We start from the raw sequence: 14,357 nt of genomic DNA, 5'->3' as shown, positions 1-14,357 counted from the left end.
GAGGCTCATTTCTTGCTGGTTACCGTCTTTCGACGATGTTTTGTTTCTTACGCTCAATGTTCAGTTTTCAAAGAACAATCGGTGTTGCTTTGGCGTCTACCGCGCTAACGGCGACTTTTATAATATACCACATTCCGAACTATTAATGCAAGCATTTTTTTAATAATTGTTTGCATCTTTCTGTTCTTCCTGCAGCCGCTTCGCCTTGCTTTTCAGCGGCGAGATATAATTTATCACAGATGGAATAGGCAAGTCAACGGTTTTTCGACATTTTATGATTTATCTTTTTTGAACTGCACAGACGTATATTGAAGCTCGAGAAATCCGGAGCCGCGGACAGAAGCTGACTTGGCGATCTCTCGCAAGCAGCCGCGATTCGCCAGCTTGTACAGCAGAACGGACAGATCCAGCGACAACCCCGCCAATTCGGGATGACGAGTTAATTCCGAAGGGGTCCACGGCTCTTCCCGGCTTGCGATCAACCGGATCAGCAGCGCGCAGCTCGTCTCCATTTTATTCATCATCGAAAATTCGCATGCCAGCAGAACGAGCTGCACTCTCTGCTCCAGCGTCTCCGGACTTGTCGTCAATTCCTCGAACAGCTTGTAGATTCCCGGATTGACCTTTCGCATCTGCTCCCACACCGTCAATTCGGGATGCATGCCCTCTTCCACCAGTACGATATGAGCCCAGTAATGAAGACAAGCCAGTACGTTGGAGTACGCATCCAGAACTTGACCGTCCTTCAGCTCCTGCTTGGCTTGCAGATAGCTTCGGACAAGACGGGAGAATTCGCTCAGCAGCTTCTGCTCCTTAATGAGTGCAGACCAATTCAGCAGACGCGCTCTCAAGTCGGCCAGATAGCCGTCCCGATCGAGCAGAATGTCTCCGTTGATGAGCCAGTACACGCTGCCTCGATTAGAGCTGCCTACAATCCAGCTTTCCAATTGCTCGCGCGAAACCCTCCGAACCTGGACCCGGGCGTTCTCCCACATCCAGTGCTCGATCTCCTTGTCCGTCGGCCCGATCTCTTTCACCATAAGTATAAGGCGATCCAGACCGTCCAATCTCGGTTGATGGGAGAACGGATTGTTCATCAGAAGCAGGCTCTCCACGCCTTCCTCTTCCGCCAGCCTTTCGACGTCGATTCTCCTTCTGTCTGTTTGACCCACGTTATCACCCTTTGTCGGCATCCAGCCCGCAAGACGGCCTCCCGAGGTGGTTTGGCCGCGCAATGTGAGCTATAATAAATTTTGCGAGTATGGTCTAGTTCTACAACAACGGCCCGGTTTCCTGCTTCGCGGAGCGAACGGAATACGAGACCATGTCAGGAACTGCGCATAGGTCCAATAAAAGGTGGGGGATTTCGACATGAAATGGAAAGCGAGCAAAATATCGACGATGCGAACCTGGGCGCTGCTGCTCGTGTTCATCGGGATGGGCGTTATGGTATTCGGCACAAGCGGCATTCTGATGTTCGGCGAGGTCGGCAAAATCATTGCCGCCGTGTTTATGGTTCTCGGCATCATCAGCTGCTTTATCAGCATGGGCATTTACTTCTATGTCGGCATGCTGTCCACGAGCGCGCCGGTCCTGGACTGCCCCGAATGCGGCAAACGGACGAAAATGCTCGGGACAACGGATCGCTGCATGTATTGCCATACGATATTGACCTGGGATCCGGATCAGGCTACGGAGAAGCCGGCAAGCGGGGCAGGGCAGGAAGCCCCTGCGCATTCTCAGTCCTAGTAGAAAAAAAGAAGGCGCATCCGTCTCCCTTCTCCGGGAACGCATGCGCCTTTATTCGTTGGTCAGGATTCGCCTTGAAGCGTCTTGTCGAGCACTTCCCAGATGTCGGCGGATTCGAAGCCGCGCCGCCATGAAGCTACGCCGGCCAGATCGTATTTGCGAACCAGCTCCGCCCTGGCTTCGATGGACGTCGCGTCCTCGATCCAGATCTTTTTAGTCGCGTTGCCTTCCTTGAATTCCACGTAATGCTGCCCTGTCTCTTCGAGAAAAACCGGCTTCAGCTTTTTTTCCCGAAGCAGATCGTTGACGGCGTTCATGCTCATCGTTTTCGACGATACTTTGATGCCCCCCTGACCGTCCGGCTCCTCCGTCCAGATCCGGGTGTACAAAGGAATGCCGAGTATAAACTTGCTCGGAGGAACCCCGTCCTCCTCCAAAATTCGCTTAAGAGAGTTCTCCGTCCACGACAAGGAGGATACCGAACCGGCCACCGGACTGGAGGCCCAATGCTCGTCATAAGCCATCAGCATCATGAAATCGACGCTTTCTCCCAGCCTCTTCCGATCCAGAAAAGCAGACCACATCTCGCTGTTCGACTTCGCCGTAACATCGATGGAGACGACCAAATTCTGTTCGTGCATCAGCGGGGTCATTTCCCGAACGAATTGAACAAGGTTGTCTTTATCTTTCGTATAGACGTTCTCGAAATCGATGTTCACGCCTTGAAGCTTAAACGCTTTCGCGTAGGCCAGCATCTGCTGGATCATCTCCGAGCGCGTCTCGTAGCTGGACAGCGCCTCATGGGTGCGGTCCGGTTCGAAGCTGTTGCTGAACAGGCCCCAGACTTGAATCCCTTTCGCGTGCGCCCACTTCACGTAAGCGGCGTCGGCCTTGCTGCGTATGTTTCCTTGACCGTCCACAAGCTCGAACCAGGTCGGGCTGACGACGTTGACTCCCGGCAGCTCACCGATTTTGGCCGTATCCGGATTCGAACTATAGACGGCTTCCCATGTCAGATTGATCTTCCGGCCCGAAGACTGCCAGGCGACGAAAGGCTCCTCTTCCTCTTGTTCGCCGGAGATCGTCTCTCGTTCGGCCAATTGGACGTCCTTCCCGGCAACGTAGCCGACGTGTCCGGAAGAGGACTGAACCTTGTACCACGCTTCCTCCGACTGTTCCAGAACGCGAACTCCATTCCCGGCAGCCAAGTCTTCGACGATCGGGTAGGATAGGGCAGGCCCTTCCCGGAGCCGGATTCCTTTTTCCTTTTTAAGAGAAACATTCGCATGTTGAACTTCCTCTCCGGGCTCGTAAAGCGTGACGATCCCGGTGGAATCGCCGATATCGACCCGGATTCCGAACAGCTCCGTAAGCGGAGCTACGGGCAAATATAAGTTGTCGTCGATCATCTCGGCAGCGAATCGAAGCGAGACGGGCTTGCGATTAAGCGTCGCATCCAGCTCGCCGGTCTTAAAATGCATCACCTTCGTATTCGTCGTCAGAATAATGCTCTCGGTCTTCTCCTCGTAGCGAACGCCGTCGCCCAGCAAACGCGAAGCGACCTCAATCGGAAGAAGCAGCCCGTCCTCGCTGCCCTGGGCGTTATGCTGCGTCCACTCTCCCCGGATCATGATCGGGTGCGGGTGCCCGACATACTCCGGGACGACATAGTCCGTATTCGCCGAATGGGATAATTTCCACCACATCGCGGCTCCCGCCGCCGCAACGAAGAGCAGTAACAGCAACTGCCACCTTCCGGACCGCTTTTTGGAACGCTTCCGTCTGGAGGCAAATTCGTTATTCAATGCCTTGTCAACTCCGTTTCTGCTAGACTGGTTGCCCCCTTGTCCTACTAACAGACGATTCAGACACTCGTCAGGTTGCTCGAATGCCCGGGCGCACAAAATAAAAAGCACGCCGGTCATTCGCCCCGCGTGCTTGTTGTCGCTCTGATCGATTAAGAATGCATACCTTTGCAGGTCGGGCACAGACCGTAGATCTCCAGCCGGTGACCGAGGACGCTGAAGCCCGTCATCGCAGCCGCGGCCTGCTCTACTTCCTTAACGGGCGGATAATCGATATCGACGATCGTTCCGCAGCTCGTGCAGGTCACGTGATAATGATCCGACATATCGGCGTCGAAGCGGCTGGAATCGTCTCCATAGGTCAATTCTCTGACGAGTCCCGCATCTACGAACAGCTTCAGGTTATTATAGACGGTGGCTACGCTCAGGCTCGGATACTGCGGCGAAAGCGCTCGAAAAATATCGTCCGCCGTCGGATGGGAATAAGATTCCATCAAATATTGCAAAATGGCGTATCGTTGCGGGGTCATCCGGATGCCTCCGGATTTGAGCTGGTCCACGGCAAGCTCAACCTTGGATTCCATGCTCTCACAGCCTTTCCTCTAACATATGCGTACGGATGCGCGTTATAACTTATTCTACGTTTCGCATTCGGTCATTGTCAATGGAAGAAACCTCCCCCGCAACTTCAAGGCGCTCGCCGTCATGACTGCCGGTTCAGGTTCTGCTGCCTTTCTGCCCCCGGTTCTCCCAGAACCAGAAGCCGATGCCGGCCCCAATCAAAACAATCGCTCCGAATACGGAACCGGCAGAATGAAACAACCAGTTCGTCCATCCGGAACCGGACATAAGCAGGATCAACACTCCCGCTCCGGCGATGATCATAATGCCGACCGGCGGCAAATTTCGACCGGTTGGCTGCGGCTGTGGCGGCAACTGCGCCGGACCATGGGGCTGCGCCGATCCATGCCCCTGCGGCGGAACGGCCGCATGAGGGGAAGCTTGCTCCCAGTTGTCCGAGGCCGGGTACGGAGCCGGACTCGAAGCCGGCCCCTGCCCCCACCCGGCCCGATAACCGTACAGCTGCGGGTGCGTCCGATCGTTAACCGCATCCGTGCTTTGAATCGCGTCGAACAGGTTGTAAAAATAAATAATGGGAAGCAGCAGCGAAAGCAGCACGACGGGCAACGTGCTTGAACCGGAAGAAACGTGCACGATGGCCGTAATGTCCAGAGCAATTAGCATCATCAGGGTGATGCCCTTCATCATTAACCCTAAATACATATGCCCGGTGCCCGGAATTATAAAAGCCAACATCCCCGCAACCCATTTTTTCTTCCTGCGGACTCTTGCTGCCGGTTCCGAGAAAGTCACCGGCTCCCGATAGCCGGGAGGCCAGTGCCTCTGCCGAGCCGCAGCATCGTCCGCTCTCGGCGCATCCGGTGAAGGAGGCAGCGGGTATCCTCCGTCTCGATGCCAATTTTCCGGTTGTTTCATAAACTGATCCCTCCGACTTTGTCGTTCTGCAGACGATCCGCACTTTATCGCCGCGAACGATGCTAGGCTTGCCGCACATTCGGCTTGTTCGCCCCATTGTAGCACGCTCTCGATTAGCCCAACAACGGCATTCGGACGGGGAGCAACCTAGGCTTAGGTCGGAGAAGGAGACCGTCCCGTCTCGCCATTGCGCCGCCGTTCTAGGCGAATCATTTCAATCCCCGGAATCGGCCTGATCGTCTCGACCGGCTGGAAGCCATACTTCTCGTACAGCCTCAGCGCGGGGAAATTGCGAACTTCGGCCGTCACTTCCCAGACTGTCGCGCCCGGCTCCGAAGCCAGCAAAACGTCGAGCAGCCTGCTGCCGATTCCTTGGCGCATACAGTCGGGATGAACCATCATCCGGCAGATGCCGAATCGCCCGGCCCCCTCGCTTTCATACGATACGGCGCCCACCAGCTCGCCCTCGCCGTTTCTGCAACCGAGGAAGCTTTCTCCGCAGCTTTGCAGCGACTGAATCGTATCCTGCAGGGGCGGCAAATCCGCCACGCCGATCAGCGCAGCCTCCGTCCGGTAAGCGGGATGCTGCAGCGACCACACTTCCTCCGCCGTCTCTTGAAGCCGAATATCCAGCGGCACAATCTCCATGACGATACACTCCTTGCTTCCTTAAGCCAAGCTGCTTCGGCGTCATCCGGACAAGGTTCGCGGATTTTGGCCTGTGCGTTCAATATCGAAAAAACGGCAAGCCCCGCCAGGGGGGTTGCCGTCGCCTGTCGGTCAGCCCTTCAGCCGATCGATCAGCAGCTTATTGACAAGGCCCGGATTGGCCTTGCCCTTCGTCTCCTTCATAATCTGGCCGACGAGGAAGCCGATCGCCTTTTCCTTGCCTCCGCGGAAATCTTCCACCGATTGCGGATTGGCGGCGATGACCGCGTCTACGATCGCCAGAATCGCGCCCTCGTCGCTAATCTGTACCAGCCCTTGCTCCTCGACGATCGTCTGCGGAGCTTTGCCCGTCTCCAGCATGCCTTTAAACACGGTTTTGGCAATCTTCGTGCTGATCGTGCCCTTCTCGATCAGCTGGATCATCTCTCCCAAGCCTTGACCTGTAATCTGGACGGCGTCCAGCTCCAGATTGTTCGCGTTTAAGTAGCCGAGCAGGTCGCCCATGATCCAGTTGGCCGATGCCTTGGCGTCGCTCGTATGCTTCAGGCTTTCTTCGAAAAAGTCGGCCAGCTTCTTGGAGGCGGTCAATACGCCGGCATCGTAGGAAGGCAGGCCATACTGTTCGACATACCGCGCCTGACGCGCATCCGGAAGCTCCGGAATCGAAGCGCGCACGCGAGCCTTCCACTCGTCGTCGATATGCAGTCTGACGAGATCCGGATCAGGGAAGTAGCGATAATCGTGAGCTTCCTCCTTGCCTCGCATGCTGAACGTTTTGCCTTGGCTCTCGTCCCAGCGCCGCGTTTCCTGCACGACTTCGCCGCCGCCGTCCAGAATATCGGCCTGACGCAACTCCTCGTATTCCAGTCCGCGCTGAACGCCGCGGAAGGAATTCATGTTTTTCAGCTCTGCGCGTGTCCCGAACTTCTCCTGCCCGTACGGGCGGATGCTGATATTGGCGTCGCAGCGCAGGCTGCCTTCCTCCATCTTGACGTCGGAGACGTCGCAGTATTGCATAATCGCCCGCAGCTTTTCCAGATAAGCCTTCGCTTCTTCGGGCGAGCGAATGTCCGGCTCGGATACGATTTCGACCAGCGGCGTGCCGACGCGGTTCAGATCGACGAGAGACCCGAGTCCCCCGTCGATATGGGTCAGCTTGCCGGCGTCCTCTTCGAGATGAAGGCGCGTGATGCCGATCCGCTTCGTCCGGCCGTTAACCTCGATATCGATCCAGCCGTTCTTGCCGATGGGCTGGTCGTACTGCGAAATCTGATAAGCCTTCGGCGAATCGGGGTAGAAATAGTTTTTCCGGTCGAATTTGCACCATTCCGCGATTTCGCAGTTAATCGCCATCGCCGCCTTCATCGCGTATTCCACCGCTTGGCGGTTAAGCACCGGAAGCACGCCGGGATGGCCCAGGCAGACCGGGCAAGTATGCGAATTCGGCGGCGCTCCGAAGGAGGTCGAGCAGCCGCAAAATATTTTCGATTTCGTATGCAGCTCGACATGCACCTCAAGGCCGATGACCGTTTCGTATTTAGACATGAGTTGAGACCCTCCTAAGACAGCGCCGGACGCAGATCGCGGAACCCGGCTTGGCTTTCGTATGCGTGCGCGGCGCGCAGAACCGTCGACTCGTCGAACGGCTTGCCGATCATTTGCAGCCCGACCGGCAGCCCTTCTGCTAATCCGCACGGAACGCTGATCGCCGGCACTCCCGCCAAGCTGACGGGAATCGTGCAAATATCGTTCAAATACATCGTAAGCGGATCGTTCACCTGTTCGCCCAGCTTAAACGCGGTCGTAGGCGCAGTAGGCCCGATAATCAGATCGTATTTCTCGAACGCCTGGTCGAAATCCCGCTTGATTAAAGTGCGAACCTGCTGGGCTTTCTTATAATAAGCGTCATAATAGCCCGAGCTCAGCGCATAGGTACCTAACATAATTCTTCTTTTCACTTCCGGGCCGAAGCCCTCGCTGCGGGAGCGGCGATACAGATCGAGCAGATTGGCCGGATTGTCGGCGCGCACGCCGTAGCGAACGCCGTCGAACCGGGCCAAATTGGAGGAAGCCTCCGAGGAAGCGAGCAAATAATACGTCGCGACGGCGTATTCCGTATGCGGAAGCGAGATCTCCTCCCAGAAGGCGCCGAGCGACTCGAACACCTTCAGCGCTTCCAGCACCCGTTCCTTGACTTGAGGATCGACGCCTTGGCCGAGATATTCCTTCGGCACGCCGATTCGCAGCCCTTTGACGTCGCCGGTTAGCGCGGACAAATAGTCGGGAACGCTCACGTCGGCAGACGTCGAATCCCGGTCATCGTGACCGGCGATCGCCTGCAGAACGTAGGCGGAATCCTCCACGTTTTTCGTAATCGGTCCGATCTGATCCAGAGAGGAGGCGAACGCCACCAGGCCGAATCGCGAGACGAGACCGTATGTCGGCTTTAATCCGACAACGCCGCAGTAAGCCGCAGGCTGACGAATCGAGCCCCCGGTGTCGGAGCCGAGCGAGAAATAGACTTGACCGGCTGCGACCGATGCCGCCGAACCGCCGCTGGAACCGCCGGGAACGCGTTCCGGATTCCACGGGTTGCGGACGACGCGGTAAGCGGAGTTCTCGTTAGAGCCGCCCATCGCGAATTCGTCCATGTTCAGCTTGCCGATCGTGACCGACTGAGCCGAACGCAGCTTGGCGACGACCGTCGCGTCGTAGATCGGGTTGTGGTTGTCCAGGAACCTGCTGCCGCAAGTCGTGCGCAAGCCTTCCGTCACGATGTTGTCCTTGATGCCGGCGGGAACGCCGAACAGCAGTCCCCGGTCTCCGCCGCTCGCCAGCTGCTCGTCCAGAGCGCGAGCCTGCTGGCTGGCGCCCTCCTCGTCCAGCGTCAGGAACGCGCCAATCTCTTCGTCCGTCTCGCGGATTCTTTTGAAAGAATGCTCGACAAGCTCCGACACGGATAATTGTTTATTTTGAAGGCGATTATGTAATTCGGAAAGTCTTAGGTCGAAAACCGACATGCTATTTGCTCCTCCTCGTCTTTATTCCAGCACCGCAGGCACCTTGAACTGGCCGTCCTCGTCTTCGGGAGCGTTAAGCAGCACCTTCTCGACCGGCCAGGAGTCTCTGACTTCGTCCTCTCTCATCACGTTGGCCAGAGGCAGCACATGGCTGGTCGGTTCGATGCCTTCCGTGTCCAGCTGATTCAGCTTCTCGGCATATTTAAGAATCGCGCTAAGCTGATCCGCGAACTGCTCCTTCTCCGCATCGGACAGGTCGAGGCGAGCCAGATTGGCGACATGCTCGACGTCTTTGATCGTAATGCTCATTTTGAACACAACCTCCTTATTTCCGCATTTCCGCTCATTCTTTTCATTATATCGGACAAACTAAGGGAACTCAATGGAAGGAGGAACGGCTATGTCTCGCTACCACCGGGCTTCGTCCTCCGCGCCTCTGCGGGATGCCGGACTCGTCGAATTCGCGGCGGAAGAGCCCGATCTGCGCGAAGCTTTGCAGCGAACGATCGGCGAGCTTGCGGCCCCGGACGAAGCCTGTCCGCCGCTTGCGATGCGCTATCTGGAGAACGGACAGCTGCTGCGGCTGATGAGCAGGCTTCAGCGCCGGCTTCCTTCCGGGGACGCCGGCGCCGTGCGGTGCAGAATTCGGTTTTCTCCCGATAGGGAAGCGGAGGACGAGCCGGGAACCGGCCATCCGGCAACCGACCTTCCGGAAACAGACGACCCGGGAGACAGCGCCTGGTTCCCGCTTGCCGAGCTGTTCGGCGATATCGGAGGCGTAACCTTGCCGGATTATATTCTGCATCGTCATTTCACGGTCTATATGCAGCCGATCGTGAAGTCCGGCAGGGAAATCGCCGGATACGAATTTCTGACGCGCCCGCTGCCGGAACAGGCGCCCTTCCGCCCTGCGGAGCTGTTCGAGACGGCTAGGCGAATCGGCCAGCATTCCTTCCTCGACCGGGCGGCCAGACAGCTGGCCATACGCATGGGCGCGGCTCATCTGCCTCGAGGAACGAAGCGGTTCGTCAACTTCCTGCCCTCGTCCTTGTACAGGCCGGAATCCTGCCTTCGGTGCACGTTCGACGCGATCAAGGAAACGGGAACCGATCCCGAAGACTGCGTCTTCGAGGTGATGGAGTCGGAGCCGCTCGACGACCCGGCGCTGTCCTCCGTATTCGACCTTTATCGGAGAGAGGGCGTGCGGCTGGCGCTGGACGACGCCGGAACAGGCTACGCGACGATCGACGCAGTCGAACGGCTCCGGCCCGACTATGTCAAAATCGATCGAAAGTGGGTCAGCCGATGCGATGAGGATCCCGTAAAGCAGCGCTATATCGACGATCTGCTCAACCGGGTATCCCGCTTTCGCGGGGTTGTGCTGGCGGAAGGCGTGGAGCGCTCCGAAGAGTGGGCCTACTTAAAACGAGCCGGCGTCCCGCTGTACCAGGGCTTCCTGTTCGGCCGGGCAGTTCCGGTTCCGCCGTTGACGCCGGCCCCGATCGGATAAACATGTCAAAAAAACATCGGACTTCGCCGGCCCAAGGCCGCTTCGTCCGATGTTCTTTGTATGCTGCGTTTAGCGTTTAAATCCAGGCCTTCAGATTCACCTGGCGAATGAACTCCTCGCGGCTGAGCACGTCCTTGCTCGAATCGTCGGCCGCGCCTTCGTCTGCCTGGCCGCCGTTCATGATCCTTTTGAACAGCTCTTCGTTGCGGGTCACCAAGGCGAAGTCGATCAGCGCTTCCTTCTCGATCCGTTCGGCCTCCAGCTCCAGCAGCGTTCTCTCCAGCTCGATATCCGATCCCGGCACGTAAAATTGTCTATTGGCTTTAGGCACGCGAATAATATAATCGAATGCGCTGTCGTTATTGCGGTCATAGGCGATGATATAGCCATATTCGCCCACAGGCAAATTCTGCTCAAACCGGTCATCTACGATGACGATTCTTTCCCCCAGTTGCAGCATGCCGATCCCCTCCCCTAATCTCCCGGAATACTACTATCCTACTAGAAAAGTAGGATTATATGCAAATGCTGTTATTGGAGAGAGCGGCAAAAGCTACAGCACGTACAGCTTCTCGGGCGACTTCGTCAGCGTGCGGAAGCCGTCTTCCGTGACGAGATACGTGTTCTCGATGCCGACGACGCCTCGTCCGGGAAACGTGAACTTGGGCTCCACGGCCAGCGTCATGCCCGGCTCTAGCGGCTCGCTGAAGCCTCTGGCCAGCACGGGCCACTCGTCGATCTCCAGGCCGATGCCGTGGCCGAGAAACTTGACCTGGTCTTTGCCGAAGCCCATGAAATGACCGGAGAGCCCCGCTTCCGCGGCCATGTCGAGCGCCCGGATGTAAATCTGCTCAGGCGTCGTCCCCGGACGAAGCAGCTGCTCGGCGGCGCGAATGATCGACTCCGACAGACGGTAAGCCGCCTCGAGCTCCGGTTCCATCGTTCCGATGACCGCGGTGCGGGTCTGGTCGATGACGTATCCGTCGATGCAGCAGCCGAGATCGAGCAGAATCGGTTCGTCCCGGCCGATCGGCCGGAGGCTGACGCTCTTCGGAGACGCCGGAGAAAGGCCCCTGCCCCCGGCAGGGCCGTCGAAATAGGACGGTTCCGCCGCAGCTTCCCCGGCGGATACGATGCCGGTCATAATCTCCTGATTGTAGCCGCGCATGCGCATCAGACCGATATGGCCTCTGCTGCGAGTGCCATGCTCGATAACGGCCATCAGCTCCAGCTCCGTCATGCCCGGCTTGAGCGACGCCAAGCCTTCTTCCAGGGCGGCTGCGACAGCCTCGGCAGCCGTGGAGATGCGCCCGATCTCGTATTCGGACTTCACGCTGCGCACCTGTCTGAGAATCGCCGACGCGTCCGCGATTCGGGCTCCGGGAATGACATCGCCAAGCTTCAGGTAGAGCTGGGCGGGCATCACGTCGAGGTCGGAGCCTATGCGCGGGACTTCGCCGGCCTCCCCCGCCGTGAAGCAGGCCGGGTAGTCCGCCCGAAGCTGCTCGCCGAACAAGCGGAACGACCGCAGCTCCTCCGTTCTGATCCGCGACTCCTTCAAGGCGCGCACGAAGCTCCTTCTGACGTAATAAGTCGGCTCGCCCGCATCCGGCACGAAGACGTACCCCGCCTGCATCGAACCCGTAAAGTAATAAATGCCGACATTTTGCGTAATCAGGCAGCCGGCCATTCCGGCTGCCGCAAGCTTCGTCTGCAGCCTGCCGACGCGCACGGACCACTCGTTCTCTGGCGGTAATGCGTTCATCTCGCCATCCCCTTCCGATCGGACTCCTCTTCCATTCTCTCTCATTACAGCAAAGATGAGATCGACCGTCAACCGGAGACGTCCGCCCGACGACCTTGAGGAAGCCACGACGGCAGCGAGAGCGCCGACGCTAGAACACAAGCTCCGCAGCGCCCTTCAGCTCCCATTCGACCGGCGCCAGCACCCGGAACAGGCGCGGATATTTCACATGCGCGATCAATACGACGCCCGGACGATCCAGCTTCACTTCGTAATCGTATTGCGGATGGCGATACGTATACGGGAAGCTTGCCTCTTCATTAATAATCTCGAATGCCCTCACCTCGACGGAGTCCCGAAGAAAGCTCCCCGGCAGAGGCTCCAGCCATTCGTTCAAAGCCAGATTGTGGCTCAGATACAAGAAAGCCGCTTCTCGTGCCAGATTCTCGTCGATAGAGACGATTCCCATCTCCAGCTTCTCTCGATCGACTTGCTGAGCCGCAGCGTGCGCCGCGCGATTGACGGCCCGCTTCGCTTCGTGAACCGTCCGCATGGCCGCCTCCTCGTCGATCTGAAGGGCGTGAAGCATCCACCACACGACGATCATCAACACGCTGAATACCAGCTTGGCCATTCCGGCGCGTCTCCTTCCGCAGCCGTCCCCGACGCTCGCTCAGTCGGGAACGTATTCGCTCATCTTCATGCCCCGCCCGGAGATGCGCGCATCCTGCGAAAGAGGAGCGACGCCGATCAGCCGGTCGATATCGAGCAGATTTTCGTACGGGTAAGCGATGCGCAGCCGAAGTCCGGTGCCTCTCGGCAGCGGGCTCGCCGGATTGCCGCCGTCCGCCCCCGAAGTCGTATGGATCTCGTATTCCAGAAGAGACGGAGAGAACCCGTATTGGGCCAGCCGGCTGCGCGACTCCTCGATCATCCCTCCGTCGATATACCCGTATCTGCCGCTTGCCCCAATCTCCAGCATGTAGTCGACTTCCTGCTGCAGCAGCGCTTGGCGAATAACGAGCACATGCTTGTAGATCGGAGAGAACATCAGCCAGCAAAACAAGGCGGCGAACAGCAAAAAGACCAGCAATTGCTTCATGGGCTAATACGCGACAGATGATCCGCCATTCTGCTGCCGGAGACGGCGATTCGCGCATTCGCACCGTCCTCGCCCTGAGCGAAAGACGTATACAGCAGCACGACCGTCGCGATCAACAGCATCGTCATCAGCAACTGTCTCATTTCGAATCCTCCCTCCGAACTCCGAAGCGGTCGACATTTTGGCGCGTCTTCAGGGCTGCAGATTGCCGAGCGTCGTGTTGGCCGTATCTCCGTGCTTCTCGATTCGTGCCTTCGTCCCCGTATTGTCTTGAGCGATAATCGAATTGAACATCAGCGCCACCACGATTAGCATCATGACCGTAATCAGAATGTTCCGCATACCGGCACCTCCCTCTCTATGGATTCAACGCGTCGAACAGCTTGGCCGCTTCCTGCACCCAGGGGTGCAGAAATACCTGGAACGTATACAGAATCGGGATGCCGGCAAGCACGAACAGCAGGTAGGACGTCGTCTCCTTGCGGCTTTGCCTGGACAGCTCGATCTGGGCTTTATAATCTCTTACGATCTCTCTCATCAACGCATAGATTTCATCGCTTTCGTTCAGCCGGAGCGACCGGAGGCTCTCCGCGAAGCCGTAGGCTTCGTCCGTGCCGAGGCGCTCCTTGAACCGCCGAAGGGCGGCGTCCGCGTCGTGGTACCATTCGTTGAGCAGCAGCGCCATCTCCTGACGGATATGGCGGGTTAAGGACAAGCACTTCATCAGCTTCCCGTGCAGGTGCATCCGCGATCCGGTGTAGTACAGCAGCTGGCTGATCACGGCGACGATCTCGCGGCGAATCCGGTCCGTGCGGTGACGCCGGATCGATTGAAGCGCCGATCGGTCGAGCGACAGAGCGGCCGCCGCAACTCCGAGCGCGAAAATCCCGTTCCAGCCGGTCAGCGGAGACAGCGCCCCGCAAGCCTGCAGCGCATACAGCGCCAGTCCCGCTGCGGGCATCGCCGTCAGCAAGCTTCGGCGGAGCGCCAAATACGACTCCGGCGCATACCGGATGCCGCACCCGGCCAGCAGCACTCTTCTCTCCTGCAGGGCGACGCTCTCCCGATCGACGCGCCAGATGCGGTACCACCATCGGGGAGCGCGGCGCTTGCGCCACCCTTTCAGGTGAATGCGCCAACGATTTCGAGGGGCGAAGATCGCCCCCACGGCCGCGTAGAGACCGGCGAACAGCAGCGAGAACTGCAGGAGCCAGCTTAGCCCGAACGTCAGCGACCGCATCCACTCCGACATCGCTTGCGT

At 58.0% G+C, this 14,357-nt stretch carries 17 protein-coding genes; 2 read left to right on the top strand and 15 right to left on the bottom strand.

Annotated elements, in window-relative coordinates; translation table 11 throughout:
- Positions 1 to 272: 272 nt before the first annotated feature.
- Positions 273 to 1,172, bottom strand: a complete 900-nt coding sequence (locus ACFO3S_RS27125) for a nucleotidyltransferase-like protein (protein WP_378102716.1) — start codon at positions 1,170 to 1,172, stop codon at positions 273 to 275.
- Positions 1,173 to 1,371: 199 nt separating this feature from the next.
- On the opposite strand from ACFO3S_RS27125, the gene ACFO3S_RS27120 reads away from it, so the two are divergent.
- Positions 1,372 to 1,749, top strand: coding sequence for a DUF2614 family zinc ribbon-containing protein (locus tag ACFO3S_RS27120; protein WP_378102714.1), 378 nt, complete (start codon positions 1,372 to 1,374; stop codon positions 1,747 to 1,749).
- A 62-nt stretch (positions 1,750 to 1,811) separates the two neighbouring features.
- On the opposite strand, the gene ACFO3S_RS27115 is transcribed toward ACFO3S_RS27120, so the two are convergent.
- The 7 genes from ACFO3S_RS27115 to gatC all read right to left on the bottom strand — a co-directional run bounded on the left by ACFO3S_RS27115 (position 1,812) and on the right by gatC (position 9,049).
- The gene (locus ACFO3S_RS27115; RefSeq protein ID WP_378102711.1) at positions 1,812 to 3,494 is read right to left on the bottom strand and encodes a glycosyl hydrolase family 18 protein; all 1,683 of its coding nucleotides are present in this window, start codon (positions 3,492 to 3,494) and stop codon (positions 1,812 to 1,814) included.
- A gap of 212 nt (positions 3,495 to 3,706) precedes the next feature.
- Entirely contained in the window at positions 3,707 to 4,138 is a 432-nt protein-coding gene (locus ACFO3S_RS27110) for a Fur family transcriptional regulator (protein WP_378102708.1), read from the bottom strand.
- Between the two features lie 133 nt (positions 4,139 to 4,271).
- Positions 4,272 to 5,051: a hypothetical protein gene (locus tag ACFO3S_RS27105; protein ID WP_378102705.1), complete on the bottom strand. Its 780-nt coding sequence runs from the start codon at positions 5,049 to 5,051 to the stop codon at positions 4,272 to 4,274.
- Positions 5,052 to 5,204: 153 nt separating this feature from the next.
- The gene (locus tag ACFO3S_RS27100) at positions 5,205 to 5,699 is read right to left on the bottom strand and encodes a GNAT family N-acetyltransferase (RefSeq protein ID WP_378102702.1); all 495 of its coding nucleotides are present in this window, start codon (positions 5,697 to 5,699) and stop codon (positions 5,205 to 5,207) included.
- Between the two features lie 132 nt (positions 5,700 to 5,831).
- Entirely contained in the window at positions 5,832 to 7,265 is a 1,434-nt protein-coding gene (gene gatB / locus ACFO3S_RS27095; protein WP_378102699.1) for an Asp-tRNA(Asn)/Glu-tRNA(Gln) amidotransferase subunit GatB, read from the bottom strand.
- A 14-nt stretch (positions 7,266 to 7,279) separates the two neighbouring features.
- Positions 7,280 to 8,740: an Asp-tRNA(Asn)/Glu-tRNA(Gln) amidotransferase subunit GatA gene (gene gatA, locus ACFO3S_RS27090; protein WP_378102697.1), complete on the bottom strand. Its 1,461-nt coding sequence runs from the start codon at positions 8,738 to 8,740 to the stop codon at positions 7,280 to 7,282.
- Between the two features lie 21 nt (positions 8,741 to 8,761).
- Positions 8,762 to 9,049, bottom strand: a complete 288-nt coding sequence (gene gatC / locus ACFO3S_RS27085) for an Asp-tRNA(Asn)/Glu-tRNA(Gln) amidotransferase subunit GatC (protein ID WP_378102694.1) — start codon at positions 9,047 to 9,049, stop codon at positions 8,762 to 8,764.
- Positions 9,050 to 9,140: 91 nt separating this feature from the next.
- Between gatC and ACFO3S_RS27080 the strand changes: the two genes are divergently transcribed.
- Complete coding sequence (locus ACFO3S_RS27080) at positions 9,141 to 10,250, top strand: EAL domain-containing protein (RefSeq protein ID WP_378102691.1); 1,110 nt, start codon at positions 9,141 to 9,143, stop codon at positions 10,248 to 10,250.
- A gap of 76 nt (positions 10,251 to 10,326) precedes the next feature.
- On the opposite strand, the gene ACFO3S_RS27075 is transcribed toward ACFO3S_RS27080, so the two are convergent.
- The 7 genes from ACFO3S_RS27075 to ACFO3S_RS27045 all read right to left on the bottom strand — a co-directional run bounded on the left by ACFO3S_RS27075 (position 10,327) and on the right by ACFO3S_RS27045 (position 14,348).
- The gene (locus ACFO3S_RS27075; protein ID WP_378102688.1) at positions 10,327 to 10,710 is read right to left on the bottom strand and encodes an ATPase; all 384 of its coding nucleotides are present in this window, start codon (positions 10,708 to 10,710) and stop codon (positions 10,327 to 10,329) included.
- A 93-nt stretch (positions 10,711 to 10,803) separates the two neighbouring features.
- The gene (locus ACFO3S_RS27070; RefSeq protein ID WP_378102685.1) at positions 10,804 to 12,015 is read right to left on the bottom strand and encodes a M24 family metallopeptidase; all 1,212 of its coding nucleotides are present in this window, start codon (positions 12,013 to 12,015) and stop codon (positions 10,804 to 10,806) included.
- A 130-nt stretch (positions 12,016 to 12,145) separates the two neighbouring features.
- The gene (locus ACFO3S_RS27065; protein WP_378102682.1) at positions 12,146 to 12,628 is read right to left on the bottom strand and encodes a hypothetical protein; all 483 of its coding nucleotides are present in this window, start codon (positions 12,626 to 12,628) and stop codon (positions 12,146 to 12,148) included.
- 39 nt (positions 12,629 to 12,667) lie between these two features.
- Complete coding sequence (locus ACFO3S_RS27060) at positions 12,668 to 13,096, bottom strand: hypothetical protein (RefSeq protein ID WP_378102679.1); 429 nt, start codon at positions 13,094 to 13,096, stop codon at positions 12,668 to 12,670.
- A complete protein-coding gene (locus ACFO3S_RS27055) occupies positions 13,093 to 13,239 on the bottom strand; it encodes a hypothetical protein (protein ID WP_378102676.1) in 147 nt (48 codons plus the stop codon). The genes ACFO3S_RS27060 and ACFO3S_RS27055 overlap by 4 nt, the downstream gene beginning before the upstream one ends.
- A gap of 49 nt (positions 13,240 to 13,288) precedes the next feature.
- Positions 13,289 to 13,438, bottom strand: a complete 150-nt coding sequence (locus ACFO3S_RS27050) for a hypothetical protein (protein WP_378102673.1) — start codon at positions 13,436 to 13,438, stop codon at positions 13,289 to 13,291.
- Between the two features lie 16 nt (positions 13,439 to 13,454).
- The gene (locus tag ACFO3S_RS27045) at positions 13,455 to 14,348 is read right to left on the bottom strand and encodes a hypothetical protein (RefSeq protein WP_378102670.1); all 894 of its coding nucleotides are present in this window, start codon (positions 14,346 to 14,348) and stop codon (positions 13,455 to 13,457) included.
- Between the last annotated feature and the right edge of the window lie 9 nt (positions 14,349 to 14,357).

This window comes from Cohnella hongkongensis (genome assembly GCF_042654645.1).
GTDB lineage: Bacteria > Bacillota > Bacilli > Paenibacillales > Paenibacillaceae > Cohnella > Cohnella hongkongensis.
Note: the sequence above shows the minus strand (reverse complement) of the source record. Positions and strands in the feature narration are given on the sequence as shown.